Source organism: Alicyclobacillus acidiphilus NBRC 100859, from assembly GCF_001544355.1.
Classification (GTDB): domain Bacteria; phylum Bacillota; class Bacilli; order Alicyclobacillales; family Alicyclobacillaceae; genus Alicyclobacillus; species Alicyclobacillus acidiphilus.
The window spans coordinates 29,950-51,469 of record NZ_BCQI01000014.1 but is presented as its reverse complement, the minus strand read 5'-3'; the positions used below and the strand labels follow the sequence as shown (position 1 = coordinate 51,469).

At 54.5% G+C, this 21,520-nt stretch carries 37 protein-coding genes; all 37 read right to left on the bottom strand.

Features of this window, described 5'->3' with window-relative positions; genetic code table 11:
- Positions 1-23 precede the first annotated feature (23 nt).
- The 37 genes from AAC01S_RS07710 to fusA all read right to left on the bottom strand — a co-directional run bounded on the left by AAC01S_RS07710 (position 24) and on the right by fusA (position 21,490).
- Complete coding sequence (locus tag AAC01S_RS07710) at positions 24-869, bottom strand: N-acetylmuramoyl-L-alanine amidase (protein WP_083511611.1); 846 nt, start codon at positions 867-869, stop codon at positions 24-26.
- Between the two features lie 153 nt (positions 870-1,022).
- Positions 1,023-1,415 carry a 30S ribosomal protein S9 gene (gene rpsI / locus AAC01S_RS07705; protein WP_067621113.1) on the bottom strand — a complete coding sequence of 131 codons (393 nt, stop codon included), beginning with the start codon at positions 1,413-1,415 and terminating at the stop codon, positions 1,023-1,025.
- Positions 1,416-1,429: 14 nt separating this feature from the next.
- A complete protein-coding gene (rplM, locus tag AAC01S_RS07700; RefSeq protein ID WP_067621112.1) occupies positions 1,430-1,873 on the bottom strand; it encodes a 50S ribosomal protein L13 in 444 nt (147 codons plus the stop codon).
- Positions 1,874-1,954: 81 nt separating this feature from the next.
- Positions 1,955-2,761 carry a tRNA pseudouridine(38-40) synthase TruA gene (truA, locus tag AAC01S_RS07695; RefSeq protein ID WP_067621111.1) on the bottom strand — a complete coding sequence of 269 codons (807 nt, stop codon included), beginning with the start codon at positions 2,759-2,761 and terminating at the stop codon, positions 1,955-1,957.
- Positions 2,761-3,120 carry a 50S ribosomal protein L17 gene (gene rplQ, locus AAC01S_RS07690; RefSeq protein WP_067621110.1) on the bottom strand — a complete coding sequence of 120 codons (360 nt, stop codon included), beginning with the start codon at positions 3,118-3,120 and terminating at the stop codon, positions 2,761-2,763. Before rplQ ends, truA begins: the two co-directional genes overlap by 1 nt.
- 72 nt (positions 3,121-3,192) lie before the next feature.
- Positions 3,193-4,131, bottom strand: coding sequence for a DNA-directed RNA polymerase subunit alpha (locus AAC01S_RS07685; RefSeq protein WP_067621109.1), 939 nt, complete (start codon positions 4,129-4,131; stop codon positions 3,193-3,195).
- 76 nt (positions 4,132-4,207) lie between these two features.
- A complete protein-coding gene (gene rpsD, locus AAC01S_RS07680) occupies positions 4,208-4,834 on the bottom strand; it encodes a 30S ribosomal protein S4 (RefSeq protein ID WP_067621108.1) in 627 nt (208 codons plus the stop codon).
- An 80-nt stretch (positions 4,835-4,914) separates the two neighbouring features.
- Positions 4,915-5,328, bottom strand: a complete 414-nt coding sequence (gene rpsK, locus AAC01S_RS07675) for a 30S ribosomal protein S11 (RefSeq protein ID WP_067621107.1) — start codon at positions 5,326-5,328, stop codon at positions 4,915-4,917.
- A 19-nt stretch (positions 5,329-5,347) separates the two neighbouring features.
- A complete protein-coding gene (gene rpsM, locus AAC01S_RS07670) occupies positions 5,348-5,716 on the bottom strand; it encodes a 30S ribosomal protein S13 (protein WP_067621106.1) in 369 nt (122 codons plus the stop codon).
- Positions 5,717-5,963: 247 nt separating this feature from the next.
- On the bottom strand, positions 5,964-6,077 hold the full coding sequence (gene rpmJ, locus AAC01S_RS07665) for a 50S ribosomal protein L36 (RefSeq protein WP_067621105.1): 114 nt from the start codon (positions 6,075-6,077) through the stop codon (positions 5,964-5,966).
- Between the two features lie 60 nt (positions 6,078-6,137).
- Positions 6,138-6,356, bottom strand: a complete 219-nt coding sequence (infA, locus tag AAC01S_RS07660; RefSeq protein ID WP_067621104.1) for a translation initiation factor IF-1 — start codon at positions 6,354-6,356, stop codon at positions 6,138-6,140.
- Position 6,357: 1 nt separating this feature from the next.
- On the bottom strand, positions 6,358-6,678 hold the full coding sequence (locus AAC01S_RS07655) for a KOW domain-containing RNA-binding protein (protein WP_067621103.1): 321 nt from the start codon (positions 6,676-6,678) through the stop codon (positions 6,358-6,360).
- An 11-nt stretch (positions 6,679-6,689) separates the two neighbouring features.
- The gene (locus AAC01S_RS07650) at positions 6,690-7,340 is read right to left on the bottom strand and encodes an adenylate kinase (protein WP_067621102.1); all 651 of its coding nucleotides are present in this window, start codon (positions 7,338-7,340) and stop codon (positions 6,690-6,692) included.
- A 70-nt stretch (positions 7,341-7,410) separates the two neighbouring features.
- Positions 7,411-8,700 (bottom strand): preprotein translocase subunit SecY, encoded by a 1,290-nt coding sequence (secY, locus tag AAC01S_RS07645; protein ID WP_067621101.1) that lies wholly within the window; start codon positions 8,698-8,700, stop codon positions 7,411-7,413.
- Between the two features lies 1 nt (position 8,701).
- Complete coding sequence (rplO, locus tag AAC01S_RS07640) at positions 8,702-9,145, bottom strand: 50S ribosomal protein L15 (RefSeq protein ID WP_067621100.1); 444 nt, start codon at positions 9,143-9,145, stop codon at positions 8,702-8,704.
- Positions 9,146-9,171: 26 nt separating this feature from the next.
- The gene (gene rpmD / locus AAC01S_RS07635) at positions 9,172-9,360 is read right to left on the bottom strand and encodes a 50S ribosomal protein L30 (RefSeq protein ID WP_067621099.1); all 189 of its coding nucleotides are present in this window, start codon (positions 9,358-9,360) and stop codon (positions 9,172-9,174) included.
- Positions 9,361-9,373: 13 nt separating this feature from the next.
- Positions 9,374-9,871, bottom strand: coding sequence for a 30S ribosomal protein S5 (gene rpsE / locus AAC01S_RS07630; protein WP_067621098.1), 498 nt, complete (start codon positions 9,869-9,871; stop codon positions 9,374-9,376).
- A gap of 21 nt (positions 9,872-9,892) precedes the next feature.
- Positions 9,893-10,252: a 50S ribosomal protein L18 gene (gene rplR / locus AAC01S_RS07625; protein WP_067621097.1), complete on the bottom strand. Its 360-nt coding sequence runs from the start codon at positions 10,250-10,252 to the stop codon at positions 9,893-9,895.
- 20 nt (positions 10,253-10,272) lie between these two features.
- Positions 10,273-10,812 (bottom strand): 50S ribosomal protein L6, encoded by a 540-nt coding sequence (gene rplF / locus AAC01S_RS07620; protein WP_067621096.1) that lies wholly within the window; start codon positions 10,810-10,812, stop codon positions 10,273-10,275.
- Positions 10,813-10,838: 26 nt separating this feature from the next.
- The gene (rpsH, locus tag AAC01S_RS07615) at positions 10,839-11,237 is read right to left on the bottom strand and encodes a 30S ribosomal protein S8 (protein WP_067621095.1); all 399 of its coding nucleotides are present in this window, start codon (positions 11,235-11,237) and stop codon (positions 10,839-10,841) included.
- Between the two features lie 27 nt (positions 11,238-11,264).
- Positions 11,265-11,450 (bottom strand): type Z 30S ribosomal protein S14, encoded by a 186-nt coding sequence (locus AAC01S_RS07610; RefSeq protein ID WP_067621094.1) that lies wholly within the window; start codon positions 11,448-11,450, stop codon positions 11,265-11,267.
- 27 nt (positions 11,451-11,477) lie between these two features.
- Positions 11,478-12,017, bottom strand: a complete 540-nt coding sequence (gene rplE, locus AAC01S_RS07605; protein WP_067621093.1) for a 50S ribosomal protein L5 — start codon at positions 12,015-12,017, stop codon at positions 11,478-11,480.
- Positions 12,018-12,045: 28 nt separating this feature from the next.
- Positions 12,046-12,357: a 50S ribosomal protein L24 gene (gene rplX, locus AAC01S_RS07600; RefSeq protein ID WP_067621154.1), complete on the bottom strand. Its 312-nt coding sequence runs from the start codon at positions 12,355-12,357 to the stop codon at positions 12,046-12,048.
- A 42-nt stretch (positions 12,358-12,399) separates the two neighbouring features.
- A complete protein-coding gene (gene rplN, locus AAC01S_RS07595) occupies positions 12,400-12,768 on the bottom strand; it encodes a 50S ribosomal protein L14 (RefSeq protein WP_067621092.1) in 369 nt (122 codons plus the stop codon).
- Positions 12,769-12,796: 28 nt separating this feature from the next.
- Complete coding sequence (rpsQ, locus tag AAC01S_RS07590; RefSeq protein ID WP_067621091.1) at positions 12,797-13,057, bottom strand: 30S ribosomal protein S17; 261 nt, start codon at positions 13,055-13,057, stop codon at positions 12,797-12,799.
- Positions 13,058-13,076: 19 nt separating this feature from the next.
- The gene (gene rpmC / locus AAC01S_RS07585; RefSeq protein ID WP_067621090.1) at positions 13,077-13,274 is read right to left on the bottom strand and encodes a 50S ribosomal protein L29; all 198 of its coding nucleotides are present in this window, start codon (positions 13,272-13,274) and stop codon (positions 13,077-13,079) included.
- On the bottom strand, positions 13,261-13,698 hold the full coding sequence (rplP, locus tag AAC01S_RS07580) for a 50S ribosomal protein L16 (protein ID WP_067621089.1): 438 nt from the start codon (positions 13,696-13,698) through the stop codon (positions 13,261-13,263). The genes rpmC and rplP overlap by 14 nt, the downstream gene beginning before the upstream one ends.
- Positions 13,699-13,701: 3 nt before the next feature.
- Complete coding sequence (gene rpsC, locus AAC01S_RS07575) at positions 13,702-14,385, bottom strand: 30S ribosomal protein S3 (RefSeq protein ID WP_067621088.1); 684 nt, start codon at positions 14,383-14,385, stop codon at positions 13,702-13,704.
- A 16-nt stretch (positions 14,386-14,401) separates the two neighbouring features.
- Positions 14,402-14,743, bottom strand: a complete 342-nt coding sequence (rplV, locus tag AAC01S_RS07570; protein ID WP_067621087.1) for a 50S ribosomal protein L22 — start codon at positions 14,741-14,743, stop codon at positions 14,402-14,404.
- A 66-nt stretch (positions 14,744-14,809) separates the two neighbouring features.
- A complete protein-coding gene (gene rpsS, locus AAC01S_RS07565; RefSeq protein ID WP_067621086.1) occupies positions 14,810-15,091 on the bottom strand; it encodes a 30S ribosomal protein S19 in 282 nt (93 codons plus the stop codon).
- A gap of 50 nt (positions 15,092-15,141) precedes the next feature.
- A complete protein-coding gene (gene rplB, locus AAC01S_RS07560; protein ID WP_067621085.1) occupies positions 15,142-15,972 on the bottom strand; it encodes a 50S ribosomal protein L2 in 831 nt (276 codons plus the stop codon).
- Between the two features lie 41 nt (positions 15,973-16,013).
- On the bottom strand, positions 16,014-16,301 hold the full coding sequence (gene rplW / locus AAC01S_RS07555; protein WP_067621084.1) for a 50S ribosomal protein L23: 288 nt from the start codon (positions 16,299-16,301) through the stop codon (positions 16,014-16,016).
- Positions 16,301-16,921, bottom strand: a complete 621-nt coding sequence (rplD, locus tag AAC01S_RS07550; RefSeq protein WP_067621083.1) for a 50S ribosomal protein L4 — start codon at positions 16,919-16,921, stop codon at positions 16,301-16,303. The genes rplW and rplD overlap by 1 nt, the downstream gene beginning before the upstream one ends.
- A 27-nt stretch (positions 16,922-16,948) precedes the next feature.
- Positions 16,949-17,578 carry a 50S ribosomal protein L3 gene (rplC, locus tag AAC01S_RS07545; protein WP_083511610.1) on the bottom strand — a complete coding sequence of 210 codons (630 nt, stop codon included), beginning with the start codon at positions 17,576-17,578 and terminating at the stop codon, positions 16,949-16,951.
- 59 nt (positions 17,579-17,637) lie between these two features.
- The gene (gene rpsJ / locus AAC01S_RS07540) at positions 17,638-17,946 is read right to left on the bottom strand and encodes a 30S ribosomal protein S10 (protein ID WP_067621082.1); all 309 of its coding nucleotides are present in this window, start codon (positions 17,944-17,946) and stop codon (positions 17,638-17,640) included.
- Between the two features lie 267 nt (positions 17,947-18,213).
- Complete coding sequence (gene tuf / locus AAC01S_RS07535; RefSeq protein ID WP_067621081.1) at positions 18,214-19,401, bottom strand: elongation factor Tu; 1,188 nt, start codon at positions 19,399-19,401, stop codon at positions 18,214-18,216.
- Positions 19,402-19,414: 13 nt separating this feature from the next.
- A complete protein-coding gene (gene fusA / locus AAC01S_RS07530; RefSeq protein ID WP_067621080.1) occupies positions 19,415-21,490 on the bottom strand; it encodes an elongation factor G in 2,076 nt (691 codons plus the stop codon).
- Between the last annotated feature and the right edge of the window lie 30 nt (positions 21,491-21,520).

Sequence of the window (21,520 nt, the reverse complement as noted above, 5' to 3'; positions counted from 1 at the left end):
AATGCCCAACTCCTCGTAATGGACTACGTTTCGTCGGAGACGTCAGCATCGTTGGCCTCATCCTGCCCTGACCTATCCTGTTCCGTGTCGCTTTCATTGCCCATCTGGTTGGCTTGCAGAACAGACGGATCGCTGAAATATCGAACCAGGGCTTGGTAGGTCGCGAACGCGATCCGTTCTTGATAAGCGGGTGTTCGCATCGCGGCTGCTTCCGTCGGGTTGGTGATAAATCCGATTTCGGCAAGCACAGTCGGCCCTTCGATCCGCTTCAGCAAATACAGCGTCCGGTTGGACTGAATGGCCCGATTGGTTGTCAGCAGTTCGCGTCCGTACGTCTCTTGTAGAATGGTCGCGAGTGTCTTGCCCTCGACATTGTTTCGGAAGTACAGGACTTGCGCGCCGTGCCAGTTCGGCGACGGAGCCGCATTGCAGTGAATCGAAACAAATGCGTCCACATGTTGCTTTCGCACAACCTGGAGACGTCCTTGCAGATCACCTATATGCCGACGGCGACGGGTTCGATCCTCATCTGTGGCGAGATCGACATCCGACGTTCTCGTCATCACGACATGCGCGCCAGCTTGCTGCAAATAAGCCGTGAGTCGGCGCGACACCGCGAGTGTAATCTCTTTCTCCTGCAGTCCGTTCACGCCTCGAGCGCCCGAGTCGCTTCCTCCGTGTCCAGGGTCGATCACGATGGTCTTACCCGCTATACCAGTGGGTTTTGTCTCCTCTTTGACGCTATGCGATTCCGCCTGCAACCATGCTCCTGCATGCGCATGAATGAACGGGCTCAACGCAGAGGCTGACGCCATGAGGGCGAATGCGGCTATGATGACGGGGAAGTGTTTGTCTCGCTTAAGCTTCATATCGTTCACTCCTATCCTGCAACAGCATGGAAAAGCTCTCGTTCAGTTTGCACAGGAATAGGGAAAACAATGAGGCTTGACACGGCACGAAACGAAAAAAGGCTGGTACCGCACGACATTGCCGTGCAGTACCAGCCCGAGAAAACGATACAATTAACGCTTCGAAAACTGAGGAGCGCGACGAGCGGCCTTCAGACCGTACTTCTTACGTTCCTTCATACGAGCGTCACGAGTGAGCAAACCAGCACGCTTCAAAGGTGCGCGAAGCTCTGGATCCACCTTCAACAACGCCCGAGCGATACCGTGGCGAATCGCCCCGGCTTGACCAGAGATACCGCCGCCATAGACATTCGCGTACACGTCATATTGGCTGAGCGTCTCCGTCAGCAACAGTGGTTGCTTGACGATAAGCTTCAAAGTCTCCAACCCAAAGTAATCGTCCATCGCGCGCTTGTTCACAACGATATTGCCGTCACCCGGCAGCAAACGAACGCGAGCGACAGAGGTTTTGCGCCGTCCAGTCGCCATATACTGTAAACGTGCCAAGTTCCTGTCCCTCCTTATTCCTTCGTACCCGGTACGAGCGGTGTCGGTTGTTGTGCTTCATGCGGATGTTCCGGACCCGCATACACTTTCAACTTCTTCAATTGAGCACGCCCAAGCGTGTTGTGTGGCAACATGCCGCGGACCGCGTAGTACAGAACACGCTCCGGATGCTTGTTCAACATCTCTTGCGCCGTCGTCTCCTTGAGTCCGCCAGGATACCCGGAGTGACGATAGTACTTCTTGTCCTGGAGCTTCTTTCCTGTAAATTGAACCTTGTCCGCGTTGATAACGACGACAAAATCGCCTGTATCGATATGCGGTGTAAATTCCGGTTTATGTTTGCCGCGCAGAATGGAAGCGATGTGCGTAGCCAATCGACCTACACGCCAGTCTGTAGCATCGATGACATACCACTTGCGCTCAACGCTGCCGGGCTTCGCCATATACGTCGTACGCATGTTCAGATTCCCTCCGAATCTCAATTTGACCGACTGGGTAACGGGGGGTTTCAGCGGGTCAAATATACCTGCATAAGTTTATTACAAATGCCACTCAGGATCAAGTACTTTTCCACCGTACACTGTTGGATACTCCACATTCCACAAACACAATCCTTGCGGTGGCGCTGTACTGCCGGCGCGGGCGCGGTCTTTCGCGAGCAGAATCTCCCGAATGTCATCCGGGGCACGTCGCCCAAGACCAATCTCCACCAGTGTTCCCACAAGTATCCGAACCATGTATTGCAGAAAGCCATTTCCCTCGACGTACACGTAGACCATACGTTCCGCTTCCACGATCTCGACGCGGTACAGCGTACGCACCTTGTCTTCTTGCGGCGCTTGTCCGCTGCAGAACGACGTGAAGTCGTGCGTCCCCACCAAATGCGCCGCGCCGCGCCGCATCGCGTCGAGATCGAGAGGAGTTGGGACATGCCATGAAAAGGGCCGGTGGAACAGGTCTCGTATGCGACCGCGGTACAACGCGTATCGATACGTCTTCCGAACAACCGAAAACCTGGCGTGGAATCCAAGGTCGACCGCGTCGGCGCGAATGGGAATGATGTCGTCTGGAAGGCGGCGGTTCAGTACGTGGACCAGTTTTTCCGGCGGCGGGCCATAGGGTTGATCGAAGTGGACCACCTGGGCCCTGGCATGAACACCCTTGTCTGTACGACCGGAACCGTGCACCTCTATCGACGTCGCCAACATGGTCGACAAGGTGCCTTCTAAAACGCCTTGGACGGTTCGCAAGTCTCGTTGACGGGCAAAGCCGTGGAAACCGGCTCCGTCGTATGCGACGACGAGGCGAATTCGGCTGCCACGGCTTTCCTGTGTTACACGTTCCATTATACGAGCTCGATGAGAACCATCGGGGCCGCGTCGCCACGACGAGGTCCAATCTTCACGATACGCGTATAACCGCCATTGCGCTCTTGATAACGCGGCGCGATGTCGCTGAAGAGCTTCTGGATTGCATCGTGCTCGCTGCCTTCCAATTCTTCGCGACGCACGTATTGAGCCACCAGACGGCGCGCGTGCAAATCTCCACGCTTCGCCAGCGTAATCATCTTCTCCGCGATGGAGCGAAGTTCTTTCGCCTTCGCTTCCGTCGTCTGAATCCGCTCGTACAGCACGAGATCCGTTACGAGACTCCGAAACAACGCCTTCCGGTTCGAAGACGTCCGATTCAGCTTACGATATGCCACTGGGTATCCCTCCCTCTGGAAACGATTGAGATGCGACAGCACCGGCCACCGCCGTGCTGTCCGGGACTGACGTCAGTCCTCTTCACGAAGTCCGAGACCAAGGCCTTCGAGCTTCTCGACAACCTCTTCGAGAGACTTCCGACCAAGGTTGCGGACCTTCATCATTTCTTCTTCCGACTTCGAGCACAGTTCCGCAACGGTATTGATGCCGGCCCGTTTCAAGCAGTTATAGGAGCGCACAGAAAGATCCAACTCTTCGATGGGCATATCCATGATCCGATCGTTTTGCGTGCTCTCTTTTTCGACCATCATGTCGGTATCTTTTCCGCGATCTGTCAATCCGACAAAAAGCATCAAGTGATCCGTCAGGATTTTTGCACCAACGCTAACAGCTTCATCTGGAGCAACGCTGCCGTCCGTCCATACTTCAAGCGTCAGCTTGTCGTAGTCGGTGACCTGACCTACGCGTGTATTCTCGACGGAGAAATTCACACGGGAGATCGGCGAGTACAGCGAGTCGATTGGAATTAATCCGATTTCCTGTTCTTCCGGCTTGTTCCGATGGGCTGGCACATACCCGCGTCCTTGACCAGCGCGCAATTCCATGTAGACGTGCGCACCTTCTGTCAACGTTGCGATGTGCAAATCCGGATTCATGATGTCCACATCCGAATCGGCTCGTATATCTGCGGCTGTAATGGCTCCAGGGCGATCCGCGTCGATAATCAGGATCTTCTCTTCGTCGGAATGAATTTTAAGCGAGAGCCGTTTGAGATTGAGAATCACTTCTGTGACGTCTTCCACAACCCCTGGAATTGTCGCAAATTCATGCAAAACGCCCTCAATCTTCACCGAGCGAACCGCTGCTCCCGGAATGGAGGAGAGCAGGATTCTGCGCAGAGAATTTCCGAACGTCGTGCCATATCCGCGCTCCAAGGGTTCGCAAACGAACTTCCCGTAATCCTGGGACTGCTCCACAATCTCAATGCGCGGCTTCTCTATTTCAATCATTCCTAATCCTCCTTGGAAGTGGTACTTGTCGACGCCCGGACTGGCCCGTACAGACCCGCCAGCTTACGCTACCGGATTACCGCGAGTAGTGTTCGATGATCATCTGCTCAGCCACAGGCGTGTCGATCTCTTCACGCTCCGGCTTGCGCAGGACCTTGCCACTCAACTTCTCGGCGTCTAACTCCAACCAAGCAGGAATGGTCCGATTGGTAATCACTTCAGCCAACTCTTTGATGCGGCCGATCTCGCGACTCTTCTCACGAATCGCAATCACATCACCCTCGCGCACGAGGAACGATGGGATATCTACGCGGCGGCCGTTGACTTCCACGTGACCATGACGAACCAATTGGCGAGCTTCCGCACGAGAAGCGGCGAAGCCCAACCGATACGCGATGTTGTCCAAGCGGCTTTCCAGAATGGACAGCAACGTTTCGCCCGTGACACCGCGACGGCGAGCTGCTTCTTCGTAATAGCGTTCAAACTGACTTTCCAATACTCCATAATACCGGCGAGCCTTTTGCTTCTCGCGAAGCTGGTTGCCATATTCGGAGTTGCGTTTGCGACCTTGTCCATGTTGTCCAGGTGCATATGGCCGTTTGTCGATGGCACACTTGTCACTGAAGCAGCGGTCGCCCTTCAGGTACAATTTGATACCTTCGCGACGGCACAGTCGGCACACTGGCCCTGTATATCTTGCCATTCTAGCATTGACACCTCCAATTTCTTGTATACCCGTGTTGCATAAATTGATCCGATCCTGCGCACCTTAACCGATCCTCGTTAGACACGACGACGCTTCGGAGGGCGGCACCCGTTGTGCGGAATCGGCGTCACGTCGCGAATTCCCGCAACTTCCAGGCCAGCAGCCTGCAGAGCCCGAATCGCAGCTTCGCGGCCGGCACCAGGCCCTTTGACCGTTACCTCAACCTGCTTCATACCATGTTCCATAGCCGTACGCGCAGCTGTCTCAGCAGCCATTTGCGCAGCATACGGCGTGCTCTTTCGGGATCCCTTAAAGCCGACGTTACCTGCGGACGACCAGGAAATCACTGCACCGGTTGGATCCGTGATGCTTACAATCGTGTTGTTAAACGTAGAACGGATGTGAGCCACACCCGACTCAACATTCTTTCGATCACGACGACGCGGACGCGCTGCAGCAGCCGTCCCACGACGTTGCTTGACTTTTGCCAAGTGTTACACCTCCCGAGATTTACTTCTTCTTACCTGCAACGGTCCGACGAGGACCTTTACGTGTGCGAGCGTTGGTCTTCGTGCGTTGTCCGCGAACGGGCAAACCGCGACGATGACGTACTCCTCGATAACAGCCGATTTCCGTCAGACGCTTGATATTTAGCGCGATTTCTCGGCGGAGGTCACCTTCCACCTTCGTCGTGCGGTCGATCTCGTCACGAAGGCGAATCACTTCGTCTTCGGTCAACTCACTCACCCGACGATTTGGATCGATGCCTGTCGCTGCGAGAATTTTGTTGGACGTCGTGCGCCCAATCCCAAAGATATACGTCAAGCCGACTTCCACACGCTTATCACGCGGCAAATCGACACCAGCGATACGAGCCATGCGAATGTTCCACCTCCAAGTAAATACGTTGCAAAGCGGCTGTGCAGTCCGGATCAAGTCCGCTGCTCAGCTTGGGAAGCTGTAGTGCATAGTTGTCTATGGAAACACGATGACAGGTCCGTGACACAATCAACGGAAGGAACCGATTGGCTCCTTCTGGACACGTGCCATGGATTCAGCCGCGCTGCCCTCGTGGACGACACATGTTTGACTCCAATCTGTCGACGTATCGACTGGAACACCACGATTAACCCTGGCGTTGTTTGTGTTTCGGGTTTTCACAAATGACCATCACAGTGCCCTTACGACGAATGATTTTGCATTTCTCGCACATGGGCTTGACAGAAGGCCGTACTTTCATCTAGAACCCTCCTCACTTGCGGTATCATACCGCATCTCGGCGTCGAATGCCAGTCTAGGATTACTTGTAACGATACGTAATCCTACCACGTGTCAGGTCGTACGGTGAAAGTTCGACCGTCACGCGGTCCCCTGGCAAAATTTTGATGTAGTGCATCCGGATCTTTCCGGACACGTGAGCCAGCACCTTGTGGCCATTCTCCAATTCGACACGAAACATTGCATTTGGCAATGGTTCTATGACTTTGCCTTCAACTTCGATGACATCGTCTTTCGCCATATTACGCTCCTCCTTGTTGGCTATCGTGCGCTGCTGCTAAACGTCCTTCGAGGAATGTCCGTACCGCGTACCGCAACTGGGCGTTCGTGACATGCCCGTCACTCTGAAGCCGTTCCGCGATGTCCGTTGCCACATAGGACAGCTTGCGTACATGCGCGACGTTCTTCTTCTTTGGCTTATCAGAACGCCGGACACTCCCGTCGGCAATCAGCAGATACTTTCCCTCGACCTGCCCAACGACAACAGCGATCAGGCCAGCATCGCGCCCCTGCATGACTTCAACTAGGCAGCCGAGCGGTGGCAATTCGCGATGTACCGCCATCCTGAAAACGGTCACCTCGCAAACGGCGCGAGCGCCGACAGAACGTCTCTGTGCACCTGATCGATAGACTGCTCTCCGTCAATTCGACGCAATACGCCGCGTTGTTCGTAATAATCAATCAGCGGCGCTGTCTGCTTGAACTGTTCCAGACGAGTCGAGACCGCTTCCGGCGTATCGTCGGCTCGTTGGTAAAGTTCGCCGCCATCGATGTCACATACGCCCTCCACCTTCGGCGGTTGGAAGACCGTATGATACGTCGCGCCACAGGATTTGCATATGCGGCGGCCGGTCAAACGTGCCAACAACACGCTTGGATCGACATGGATGTACAGAACCACGTCCAGTGGCCGGTCTAGTTCGGACAGCATCGAATCCAGCGCATGGGCCTGTTCCAGCGTACGGGGGAAACCATCGAGAAGAAATCCGTCCTTTGCATCATCCTGTTGCAAACGCTCGCGCACGACTGCAATCGTCGTCTCGTCCGGTACCAAACGTCCCGAATCCAAAAAGGCTTTCAGTTGGCGACCAAGTTCACTCCCAGACGCCACAGCGCTTCGAAACATATCACCAGTCGAAATATGAGGAATTCCGAATTCTGTTTTGATACGTTCCGCTTGTGTGCCTTTACCAGCTCCCGGAAGCCCAACTAGTATTACCTGCACTGACATATCCCCCTCGGTATTCGCGAATGATGCACCAACGAGCAAGCGTGTAAACGGTTTGCAAAAGCACTCAACGGATGAACCCCCGGTACTGCCGTTGGAGGAGTTGACCTTCCATTTGCTGCATGGTTTGCAACGCGACGCCGACCAAGATAATCAGAGAGGTTCCCTGAATATTGTAGTCAGTCAGGTTGATTGCTCCAAGCAAAAGAAACGGAAGAATCGAAATCACGCCCAGAAATACGGAGCCAAACACCGTGATCCGGTTGATTACCTTGATGATGTACAGTTCCGTATCCGCACCAGGACGGACGCCTGGAATAAACCCAGCGTGCTTCTGCAATTGCTCAGCCAACTGCTGAGGATTGATCTGAACGTGCGTATAGAAGAACGAAAATGCGATGATCAGCAAGACTTCCAATCCCATATACCAGCCAGTCTGCGGACTCAAGTACCGCAGAATAAAGGCGGCCCACCCGTGTGACTGAAAGTACGACGCGATGGTGTACGGGAGGATTAGGAGCGACACCGCGAAAATGACCGGAATCACACCAGCCGCGATGACCTTAATGGGAATATAGGACTGTTGCCCGCTGTAGACCGTCCGCCCAACGACGCGCTTGGCATACTGGATCGGAATCTTCCGCTCAGCTTGTTGGATGAAGACAATCAGCCCAAAAATCACGATGATCCCTGCGATCAACAGCAGTGTCTTCAGGATTGCGATCATCAAGTGGCCGGATTGTCCAACAAACCAACTCGTGGCGACCTGTTGACCCAGCGTGGAAAACCGGGACAAGATACCCACGAAGATGAGCAGTGAAATGCCGTTGCCTACGCCTTTTTCCGTTATCATCTCGCCAAACCACATCAACAGCGTGTCACCAGCCGTCAACGTCACAACAATCACGACGTACGACCAAAAGTTTGTCGCGCCTGGCAACAAATCGCCGGATTTGACAAACATGTACGTAAAACCCATCGCCTGCAGGCATCCGAGTCCAACTGTTAAATAACGGGTAACTTGAGTCAATCTTTGACGACCTGACTCGCCTTCCTTTTGCCATTCTTCAAATCGCGCAACCACGCCCGACTGAAGCAGTTGGACAATGATGGACGCCGTGATGTATGGCGTCACGCTCATCGCGAAGATGGAGAACCGGTAAAAGGCGCCGCCGGAAAACATGTTGAGCAGACTGAACAGAGCATTGTTACTCGATCCAGAGTTCAACGCACTCACGTTCATGCCGGGCACCGGAATGTACGTCCCAATCCGATACACGGCAAGCACCATGAGTGTGAACAGTATCCGATTGCGAAGGTGTTTCAGTCGCCACAGATTCGCAATGGTCTGCAGCACGTTAAATCACCTCAACGGTTCCGCCTGCGGCCTCGATCTTCTCTTTCGCCGACGCGGAGAACGCGTGTGCGTGAACCGTAAGCTTGACCTGCAGTTCACCACTGCCAAGAACCTTGATTCCATCCAGCGGTTCGCGGATGATACGGCGTTCCAGCAGAACATCAGGCGTCACGACCGAGCCTGCTTCGAAGACGTTCAAGGACTCCACGTTGACCGTCGCATACTCCTTCGCGAAACGGGCATTGTTAAAGCCGCGCTTCGGAAAACGACGGAACAACGGAGTCTGGCCGCCTTCAAAACCAATGCGGACACCGCCGCCTGAACGAGCCCACTGCCCCTTGTGTCCACGAGTCGAGGTCTTACCATGACCAGAACTCGTTCCGCGGCCGACACGCTTCTTCGCGCGACGGGCACCTTCCTGAGCTTTCAGTTCGTGCAGTTGCATTCGTGAGACACCTCCTTCGAATTCGATTACGCTTCTTGTTCGACGACTTCGACCAAATGACTGATCCGGTTGACCATACCGCGAATGACTGGAGTGTCATCGCACACCACGGTCTGACGCACCTTTCTCAAACCGAGCGCGACCGCCGTCTTGCGTTGATTCTCAGGGCGGCCAACTGGACTCTTTGTCAACGTAATTGCAAGCTTTTTCGCCAAGTTGAACGCCTCCTTAACCGAGAATCTCTTCGACGGACTTCCCACGAAGGCGTGCGACCTCATCGGCGCGCTTCAACTGCTTTAACGCATCCAGCGTCGCGTGAACCATATTGATGGGGTTCGTCGATCCCAGAGATTTTGTAACGATATCCTTGATACCAGCCAATTCGAGAACCGCGCGCGCCGGACCGCCGGCGATGACGCCGCTACCTTGCGGAGCCGGCTTGATCAGCACGCGGCCTGCGCCGAAATGACCCAATGTTTCGTGCGGAATCGTCGTCTTCTTCATCGGTACGTGAATCAGGTTCTTCTTTGCGTCGTCAATCGCCTTGCGGATCGCGTCAGGCACTTCCTGCGCTTTGCCAAGACCAGCGCCGACGTGACCGTTCTGGTCACCTACGACGACCAGCGCGGAGAAGGAGAAACGACGTCCACCCTTGACGACCTTCGCCACGCGATTGACATGGACGACACGTTCTGTCAGTTCCAGTTGATTCGGATCAATGCGCACGTGAACACCTTCCTCTCTGAATTAGAATTCGAGTCCCGCTTCACGGGCCGCATCCGCCAAAGCCTGAATGCGTCCATGGTACAGGTAGCCGCCGCGATCGAACACGACCGACTTGTATCCCTTTTGAATCGCGCGCTCTGCAATCAAAGCGCCGATCTTCTTTGCCGCCTCGACATTGCCGCCATTGCCCTCGTACCCAGGTTCCTTCGTCGATGCGCTCGCCAATGTCCGGCCGGAAGCGTCATCGATCAATTGGGCGTAGATGTGCTTGTTGGAACGAAACACATTCAAGCGCGGGCGCTCAGACGTGCCGGATACGCGTGCGCGAACACGCACATGCCGACGTTTACGCGCTTCGTTGCGATTCACTTTCGTGATCAACCGCACTCACTCCTCTAATCTTATTTCTTACCAGTCTTACCGACTTTCCGACGGACATTTTCGCCCTCGTAGCGAATACCCTTGCCTTTATACGGTTCGGGCGGACGCAGTTCGCGCACTTTCGCTGCGTACGAACCGACGAGTTCCTTGTCGATACCGCGAACAACCAACTTCGTTTGCGCCGGGACTTCGACTTCGATGCCGGCCACTTCCGGCAATTCTACCGGGTGCGAAAAACCGAGTGACAGCGTGACCTTGTTACCAGCCTTGTTGGCGCGGTAACCGACGCCGACGAGATCGAGACTCTTGGTAAAGCCGTTCGTGACGCCTTCGACCATGTTCGCAACGACGCTGCGAGTCGTACCGTGCAAGGCCTTATGCTTCTTCTCGTCCGATGGCCGCTCCACGAGTATCACGCCATCGTTGATGACAAGCTTCATATCCGGATGGAGTTGGCGCTCCAATTGTCCCTTGGGTCCCTTTACGAGAAGGTGATTCCCCGTCAAATTGACTTCCACACCACTGGGCACAGGAATCGGTTTACGTCCAGTACGTGACATACGTTACACCTCCAATCAAATCAAAATTACCAAATGTAGCAAAGTACTTCGCCGCCGATACCTTGTTGGCGAGCTTCTCGATCCGTCATGACGCCCTTCGACGTCGAGATGATGGCAACGCCGAGACCGCCGAGCACGCGCGGAATATTCTCATGGCTTACATACACGCGCAGACCAGGCTTGCTGATGCGCTTCAGACCGGTGATCACGCGCTCTTGTCCTTTGCCGTACTTCAAGAACAGGCGAATGATGCCCTGCGGCCCATCCTGCACGAATTCTGCATCGCGAACGTAGCCTTCGTTCTTCAAAATTTCGGCGATCGAACGCTTGATGTTGGATGCCGGAATTTCCACCTTTTCGTGACGAACCTGGTTCGCGTTACGAATACGGGTCAACATATCCGAAATCGGATCGGATGTAATCATTTGTGCAAACCTCCTTCCACCTGCGGATTACCAACTAGCCTTCTTAATACCGGGCAGTTGCCCCTTGTATGCCAACTCACGGAAGCAGATACGACAGATGCCGAACTTCCGCAAAACCGAATGCGGACGTCCGCAGACACGGCACCGCGTATATGCGCGCGTGCTGAACTTCGGTTTCCGTTGTGCCTTAATGATCATCGATTTTTTGGCCACGATCTCGACCTCCTCGTCAAAGACTGATTACTTGCGGAAAGGCATGCCGAGTTCGGTGAGCAGGGCGCGCGCCTCTTCGTCCGTTTTGGCCGTCGTCACGACGACGACTTCCATGCCCCGAACCTTGTCGATCTTGTCGTACTCGATTTCCGGGAAGATCAATTGTTCCCGAAGACCCAGCGTATAGTTGCCGCGGCCGTCGAACGCCTTCGGCGAAACACCGCGAAAGTCGCGGACGCGCGGCAAAGCGACGTTCATCAGCTTATCGAGAAAGTGGTACATCCGCTCACCGCGAAGTGTCACCTTGACGCCGATAGGCATCCCCTGACGGAGGCGGAAGCCTGCAATCGACTTCTTTGCGCGCGTAACCACAGGCTTTTGACCAGCAATCGCAACCAAGTCCTCCACCGCGGAATCGATGACCTTGGAATTCTGCGTAGCTTCGCCCAATCCCATGTTGATCACGACCTTCTCCACGCGGGGAGCTTGCATCGCGTTCGTGTAGTTAAACTCCTTCATGAGCGCCGGTACCACTTGTGAACGGTACATTTCTTCCAAACGAGTCACACCAACGACCTCCTTTCACCTGGCTACTTCAGTCCAATACTTCGCCAGACTTTTTCGAGTAACGTACTTTCTTCCCGTCTTCGGTAAACTTGTATCCGATGCGCGTCGGTTCCCCTGTTTTCGGGTCCGCGATCGCGACGTTCGAAATGTGAATCGGAGCTTCCTTCTCGATGATACCGCCATCAGGATGCGCCATGCTTGGCTTGGAGTGGCGCTTCACGATGTTGACACCCTCCACCACCACGCGGCCCTCGCTCGGCAGCACTTTCAAAATGCGCCCCTTCTTCGACTTGTCTTTGCCTGCGATGACAACGACGTTATCGCCGGTTTTCACACGAATCTTGCTCACATTGACACCTCCCGCTTGAAACGATCGTCAACCTCAGAGCACCTCTGGTGCCAAGGAAATGATTTTCATAAAGTCGCGTTCGCGCAATTCGCGAGCGACAGGTCCAAAGATACGCGTTCCACGCGGGCTCTTGTCTTCGCGGATGATGACCGCCGCATTTTCGTCAAACCGAATATGCGACCCGTCATTGCGACGAAATCCGCGCTTGCTTCGAACGACAACCGCCTTTACGACGTCGCCCTTCTTGACAACGCCCCCGGGTGTTGCACTTTTAACAGACGCGATAATGATATCGCCGATATTCGCAGTCTTGCGGTTGGATCCACCAAGAACTCGGAAACACATGATTTCCTTCGCACCAGAGTTGTCCGCAACCGTCAATCGTGTTTGTGGCTGAATCACGTCGATTCCTCCTTCCTCTTAGCGCAACTTAGATAATAATCGCCTTTTCCACGATCTCGACCAAACGCCACCGCTTATCCTTGCTGAGCGGACGAGTCTCCATGATGCGAACGGTATCGCCGATCTTCGCCTCGTTCGCCTCGTCGTGAGCCTTGAACTTCTTCGTCCGACGGACAGTTTTCGCATACAGAGGATGCTTGATATTCTCTTCGACAGCGACCACGATCGTTTTATCCATCTTGTCGCTAACTACCTTGCCAATCCGCTCTTTGCGTTCATTGCGCTCCATTCAGTTACCTCCCTCCAAATTAGCTAATGCCTAGCTCCCGCTGACGCAAAATCGTCTTGGCACGTGCAATGTCCTTGCGGACCTGGCGAATGCGCATTGGATTTTCCAATTGACCCGTCGCGAGTTGGAAGCGGAGGTTGAACAACTCATCCTTCAACCCTTCAATGCGGGTTTCGAGCTCTTCACTGCTCAGCCCGCGCAACTCAGTTGCCTTCATTTGCGTCACCACCCACTTCTTCGCGAATCACGAACTTCGATTTGATGGGAAGCTTCATCGCTGCGAGACGCATCGCTTCGCGCGCAATTTCTTCGCTGACGCCAGCGATCTCGAACATCACGCGTCCCGGTTTCACGACAGCAACCCACTTCTCCGGTGAACCTTTACCACTACCCATGCGTGTTTCCGCCGGTTTTTGCGTGACCGGCTTGCTCGGGAAGATCTTGATCCAAACCTTACCGCCACGACGCATATAACGCGTCATCGCAATACGGGCAGCTTCGATTTGCCTGTTGGTGATCCATGCCGGTTCGAGCGCGACGAGACCGTACTGGCCGAACGTCACCTCGTTGCCGCCTTTGGAATGACCCTTCATACGGCCGCGAAACTCTTTTCTATGCTTAACCCGTTTCGGCATCAACATGGCTTACTGACCTCCTTCGACAGCTTCTTGAGCCGCTTCAGCAGAGGGACGATTCCGCTGTGGCAGCACCTCTCCACGATAAATCCAAACCTTCACACCGATCCGTCCGTAGGTGGTGTGCGCTTCCGCCAAGGCGTAGTCAATGTCTGCGCGGAGCGTGTGCAATGGCACGGTGCCTTCCGAATAGCCCTCGGTACGCGCGATTTCAGCGCCGCCGAGACGGCCTGACACTTGCACGCGAACGCCCTTCGCGCCACTGCGCATCGAACGTTGAATGGCCTGCTTCATCGCTCTCCGGAAGGAGACACGGCGCTCGAGTTGCTGCGCGATACTCTCCGCAACCAACTTCGCCGACAAGTCCGGCGTCTTAATCTCGGAAATGGAGATGTGAACGCGTTTCCCGGTCAAAGCATTCAAGTTGTTTCTCAACGCGTCGACTTCCGATCCACCCTTGCCAATCACCATACCCGGCTTTGCGGTATGGACGGTGACGTTGATTCGGTTTGCCGCCCGTTCAATATCGATCGATGCAAGCCCTGCGTCCTTCAAGCGACGAGAAACGTAGTTGCGAATTTTCAGGTCCTCGTGGAGCAGGTCCTGATAGTCCTTCTTGTTCGCAAACCACTTCGCCTCCCAATCGCGGATGATCCCGATTCGAAGACCAACTGGGTTAACCTTTTGACCCATGCAGCAAATCCCTCCTTTACTTTTCCGCGACGACGACGGTCACGTGGCTGGTACGTTTGAAGATGCTGAACGCACGACCTTGCGCGCGCGGGTGGAACCGCTTCAGCGTCGGACCTTCATCCACATAGATTTCCTTCACAAACAGGCGATCAACGTCCATATTGTGATTGTTTTCGGCATTCGCCACAGCCGATTTCAGCACTTTTTCGACGACAGGCGACCCAGCACGCGGGGTGAACTTCAGGATCGCCAACGCCTCTTCTACGCTCTTGCCACGAATCAAATCGACAACCAGGCGCATTTTCCGAGGTGCTATGCGAATATACTTCGCTACAGCACGCGTTTGCGTGGACTCCATGCTCTAACCTCCCTCAACATGCGGACGCGGCCCTCATCATCCGGCCGACGTCACACATCAAATCTGTTACCGCGATCTCGATGATTTTTCGTCGCCTGCGTGTCCCTTAAAGGTTCTCGTGGGGACGAATTCGCCCAGTTTGTGTCCGACCATGTCCTCGGTCACGTACACAGGAACGTGCTTCCGGCCGTCGTGAACGGCAAAGGTGTGACCAATAAATTGCGGGAAGATCGTGGAGCGGCGAGACCAAGTCTTAATGACTTTCTTTTCGCCGTTCGCATTCTGTTGCTCGACCTTCTTCATGAGGTGATCGTCGCAGAACGGCCCCTTCTTGAGTGAACGACCCAACGTCGTGTTCCTCCCTTCACACAGCTAGCATGATACGACGGATAAGCCAATTACTTGGTGCGGCGGCGCACGATGTACTTGTCCGTACGGTGATTCTTCTTCCGAGTCTTCTTGCCAAGCGTCGGTTTGCCCCACGGGGACATCGGCGATTTGCGGCCAATCGGAGCGCGGCCTTCACCACCACCATGCGGGTGATCCACCGGGTTCATAACAGAACCACGAACGGTCGGACGCCTGTTCAACCAACGGCTGCGACCAGCCTTGCCAATGTTGATGTTCTCGTGATCGAGATTGCCAACTTGACCAACCGTAGCACGGCATTCCACGCGAACGCGACGAACTTCGCCCGATGCCAGACGAACCTGCGCGTAGTCGCCTTCCTTCGCCATCAGCTGCGCAGACGCGCCAGCCGCTCGAGCGAGCTGTCCGCCCTTGCCAGGCTTCAGTTCGATGTTGTGAATCACAGTACCAACAGGAATCGCGGACAGCGGCATCGCATTACCGACACGAATATCCGATCCAACGCCATTGTGAATCACATCGCCGACCTTCAGTCCATGCGGCGCAATGATGTAACGCTTTTCCCCATCCAAATAGTGCAACAGCGCAATACGCGCGGAGCGGTTCGGATCATACTCGATGGTCGCGACCTTAGCCGGCACTCCATCCTTGTCGCGCTTGAAATCAATCAGGCGATAACGGCGCTTGTGACCGCCGCCCTGATGGCGCACAGTAATTTTACCCTGATGGTTGCGGCCAGCGCGGTTTTTCAACGGCGCCAACAGCGACTTCTCAGGGGTGTCCGTCGTAATCTCATCGAACGCCGACACAGACATGAAACGGCGTCCAGGAGAAGTAGGACGATATTTTTTAATCGCCACTCTGACGACCTCCTTTGTCAAATTTCATGAACTCGGAACAATCACGCTTCCCCGAAGAAGTTGATTGGGTTCGAATCGGCTGCAAGCTTCACAATCGCCTTCTTGCGATCCTGTGTACGGCCAACGTGCTTGCCCACGCGCTTCAGCTTGCCGGTTTGGTTCAGCGTATTGACCTGCTCGACCTTCACGTCAAACAGCTTCTCAATCGCCTTGCGAATCTCAACTTTATTCGCGCGGCGATCCACTTCGAAGACGTACTTGTTCTCTTCCATCAATTCACTGGAACGTTCAGTGATGATAGGGCGCTTAATGAGGTCCCGCGGATCCATCAGGCGAACACCTCCTCTACCTTCGCCACTGCATCCTTCGTAAGAACGAGATGGTCGTGCCGAAGCAATTCGTACACATTGATGCCGTTCGCTTCCATGTACTTGACACCCTCAATATTGCGAGCAGACAAATACACAGGCTGTTTCTTCTCACTGTCCACAATCAATGCTTTGGACAAATTCAACGTCTTCAACACGGAAGCCATTTCCTTCGTCTTCGGCGCAGGGATTTCCAACTGGTCAAGCACAAGCAGCTTGCCTTCTGCGACCTTGGACGACAAAGCGCTGTAGAGCGCCAGTCGACGAACCTTCTTCGGCACAGAGATCGCGTGTGAACGCGGCGTCGGACCAAAGACCACACCGCCGCCTTTCCACTGCGGCGAACGCGTGCTGCCCTGACGTGCACGGCCCGTACCCTTCTGACGCCATGGTTTACGCCCGCCACCAGCAACTTCCGACCGATTCTTGACCTTGTGCGTACCAGCGCGTCGATTCGCCAAGTACTGCAAGACAACTTGATGCATCAAATCAGGACGAATTGCAGCTCCGAAAACTTTGTCGTTCAATTGCAGTTCAGAGACCTGCTCGCCCGCTGTGTTATAGACTGCTACCGTCGGCATACGTCTGCCTCCTTTCGATACGACCTGTTATTGGTGAACCTTCACGGCAGAACGAACTGTGACATACGAGTTCTTCGGCCCAGGAACGGATCCTTTGATCAAAAGGATGTTCTTTTCGACATCCACACGAACAACCTCAAGGTTTTGCACGGTTACCCGTTCGCCACCCATGCGGCCCGCCATCGTTTGGCCCTTGAATGTGCGGTTCGCGGCGATTGATCCCAACGAACCCACGCCGCGGTGGTACTTCGAGCCGTGGCCCATCGGCCCGCGATGTTGATTGTGGCGTTTAATCGGACCAGCGTAACCCTTACCTTTGGAAACACCAATCACGTCAACGACTTCACCAACCGAAAACACATCAGCTTTCAGTTGTTGGCCAACCTCGTACTCAGCAAGGTTGACACCGCGGAATTCACGAACAAACCGCTTCGGCGCCGTGCCAGCTTTCTGCGCATGGCCAACTTCCGCCTTGGTCGCGCGGTTCGGCTTCTGATCCGCAAAACCAACTTGAATCGCTTCATAGCCATCCACAGCTTGTTCCCGCTTCTGAAGAACAACGCACGGACCAGCTTCGATTACCGTAACCGGCACAACTACGCCGTCTTCGGTAAAGACCTGGGTCATACCCAGTTTGCGACCTAGAATCCCCTTCAAGATGTGCACCTCCTCGAACGCATTCAACACAACGGCACCTGGTGTACCGTATTCATTCTTTACAGCTTAATCTCAATGTCGACACCCGACGGCAAATCAAGACGCATCAAAGAATCCACCGTCTGCGGCGTTGGATTGTGAATATCGATCAACCGCTTATGCGTACGCATCTCGAATTGCTCACGAGAATCCTTGTATTTGTGTGGAGCACGAAGGATCGTGTACACTTCCCGATCAGTCGGCAACGGGATGGGTCCTGCCACTTTCGCGCCAGAACGCTTCGCCGTATCAACAATCCGCTCAGCGGATTGATCCAAAATCTGATGATCATACGCCTTTAATCGAATTCGAATTTTTTGCTTCGCCATATGTTTTCCCTCCTTTTCGCCCAATTGAGTGGACATACTCCACGGAAATTCCCCCATCGGTATCCCATATGGCTTTATGGACACATAGGCAACCTTCCGCTTCATAGCAGTCAGAGACCAACGTTCGATATTATACTAGACGTTCCACCCGATAGCAAGTGCCTGATTTGGCCGATCACGCTTAAACTTCTCCGACCCGCCGTTAAAACGAAAGGGGGCGACCAAGTCGCCCCCTATATCTTCAATTAAAACGCTGTTCACTCTCTCTTACTTCAAGATGGAGGAAACAACGCCAGCGCCGACCGTGCGGCCGCCTTCACGAATCGAGAAACGGGTGCCTTCTTCAACGGCGATTGGCGCGATCAGTTCAACCGTCATCGCGACGTTGTCGCCAGGCATAACCATTTCTGTACCTTCCGGAAGGGTAACTACACCCGTGACATCCGTGGTACGGAAGTAGAACTGCGGACGATAACCGTTAAAGAACGGAGTATGACGGCCGCCTTCTTCCTTCGTCAACACGTACACCTCAGCGGTGAACTGCGTGTGCGGGTTGATGCTGCCCGGTTTGCACACAACTTGGCCGCGCTCGATGTCCTTGCGCTCAACGCCACGGAGCAACGCGCCGATGTTGTCGCCAGCTTCAGCGGAGTCAAGCAGCTTGCGGAACATCTCGATACCTGTTGCAACCGTCTTGCGGCGTTCTTCGTGGAGACCAACGATCTCGACTTCGTCGCCAACCTTCAAGGTTCCGCGTTCCACACGACCGGTAGCAACCGTACCACGACCAGTGATGGTGAACACGTCCTCGACCGGCATCAAGAAAGGCTTCGTGGTATCGCGTTCCGGAGTCGGGATGTATTCGTCAATCGCATTCATCAACTCTTCGATCTTCGCCACATACGCCGGATCGCCTTCGAGTGCCCGCAAAGCGGATCCGCGGATAACCGGGATATCGTCGCCAGGGAAGTCGTACTCGCTGAGGAGTTCGCGAACTTCCATCTCGACCAGTTCCAACAGTTCCTCATCGTCAACCATGTCGCACTTGTTCAAGAAAACGACCAAGTACGGAACGCCGACCTGACGAGACAACAGAATGTGCTCGCGGGTTTGCGGCATCGGGCCGTCTGCAGCGGATACGACGAGGATACCGCCGTCCATCTGCGCAGCACCGGTGATCATGTTCTTCACGTAGTCGGCGTGACCCGGGCAGTCAACGTGAGCATAGTGACGCTTCTCCGTCTGATACTCAACGTGTGCCGTGTTGATGGTAATACCGCGTTCACGTTCTTCTGGAGCCTTGTCGATATCATCGTACTTTTGGGCGTCAGCGAAGCCCTTTGCAGCCAATACCGTCGTAATTGCAGCGGTCAATGTCGTTTTACCATGGTCGACGTGGCCGATGGTACCGATATTCACGTGTGGTTTGCTGCGATCAAATTTTGCCTTTGCCACGAGAAATCACTCCTTATTCGCCTTTGCTCTTCTTAATGATTCCTTCAGCAACGTTCTTCGGCACTTCCTCATAAGCTGCGAGTTCCATTGAGTAGGTCCCGCGGCCCTGGGTGCGAGATCGAAGCGAAGTAGAATAACCAAACATCTCTGACAGCGGAACATATCCGCGCACGATGCTTGCGTTATTACGCGTGTCCATACCTTCGACACGTCCACGGCGGGAGTTGATATCGCCGAGGATGTCTCCCATGTACTCTTCCGGCACCGTGACTTCGACACGCATGACCGGCTCAAGCAAGACTGGACCAGCTTTTTCAGCACCCGCTTTGAGCGCCATCGATCCAGCGATTTTGAACGCCATTTCCGACGAGTCGACATCGTGGTACGAACCGTCGTACAGGCTGGCCTTCACGTCCACGAGCGGATAGCCCGCCAACACGCCATTGCGCATCGCTTCCTGAATGCCTTCTTCGACAGCAGGGATATATTCCTTCGGAATCACACCGCCGACGATCTTGTTCTCGAACACAAAACCTTGTCCGCGTTCCAACGGTTCGAAGATCACTTTGACGTGACCATACTGACCGCGTCCGCCAGACTGACGTACGAACTTGCCTTCTTGATCGACCCGCTTCGTGATGGTTTCGCGGTAAGCAACCTGAGGCATACCCACGTTGCATTCTACCTTGAATTCGCGTTGCATGCGGTCGACAATGACTTCCAAGTGCAACTCGCCCATACCCTGAATGATGGTCTGGCCAGTTTCTGGGTCTGTGTACGTCTTGAACGTCGGATCCTCTTCGGCCAACTTCGACAAGGCGATACCCATCTTGTCCTGGTCGGCTTTTGTCTTTGGCTCAATCGAAACCGAGATAACCGGTTCCGGAAACTCCATCGACTCGAGGAGGACCACGTTTTTGTCGTCGCACAGCGTATCGCCAGTTGTCGTGTCTTTCAGACCGACAGCGGCAGCGATATCACCCGCGTACACTTGCGAAATTTCTTCCCGGTGATTCGCGTGCATCTGGAGAATACGTCCGATGCGCTCGCGCTTTCCTTTGGTGGAGTTGAGAACGTACGAACCGCTCTCCAACACACCGGAATACACGCGGAAGAAAGCAAGCTTACCGACGAACGGATCCGTCATGATCTTGAACGCAAGCGCCGCGAACGGTTCTTCGTCGGACGAATGTCGTTCAATTTCCTGACCGTCCGGCGTGACACCCTTGATGGCAGGCACGTCGGTCGGCGCCGGCAAATAATCCACAACCGCGTCCAACATCAACTGAACGCCCTTGTTGCGGTACGACGATCCGCACAAGACTGGGAACAATTGAACCGTACATGTGCCATGGCGCAACGCCGCTTTGATTTCCTCAATGGTGAACTCCTCACCCTCGAGGTACTTCATCATCAAATCTTCGTCGATCTCGGCGACCGCCTCAATCAACTCGGCGCGCTTCTGCTCAGCCAGTTCCCTCAGCTCTGCAGGAATTTCTGCGTCCTCCGAACGGGTGCCAAGGTCATCCGTATAGATGATTGCCTTCATTTCGACGAGATCGATGATCCCGCGGAAGTCGTCCTCCGCACCGATCGGCAACTGGATCGGCACAGCCTTGGCACCGAGGCGATCCCTCATTTGTTCCACGCAGCCGAGGAAGTCGGCACCAATGATGTCCATCTTGTTGACATAGGCAATACGCGGTACATGGTACTTGTCGGCTTGCCGCCACACCGTTTCTGACTGCGGTTCTACGCCACCCTTGGCATCAAAGACAGCGCACGCACCATCGAGTACGCGAAGCGAACGTTCGACTTCAACCGTAAAGTCGACGTGCCCCGGCGTGTCGATGATGTTGATGCGGTGTCCTTTCCACTGGGCAGTCGTCGCTGCAGACGTGATGGTGATACCACGTTCTTGCTCCTGAACCATCCAGTCCATGGTGGCTGCGCCGTCGTGGACTTCACCGATCTTGTGAACACGGCCGGTGTAAAACAGAATGCGTTCGGTCGTCGTGGTTTTACCCGCATCGATATGCGCGATGATACCGATGTTTCTCGTCTGAGCGAGCGGAAATTCGCGTGCCATTTTGCCGCCCCCTTCCATACACGAAGTAGA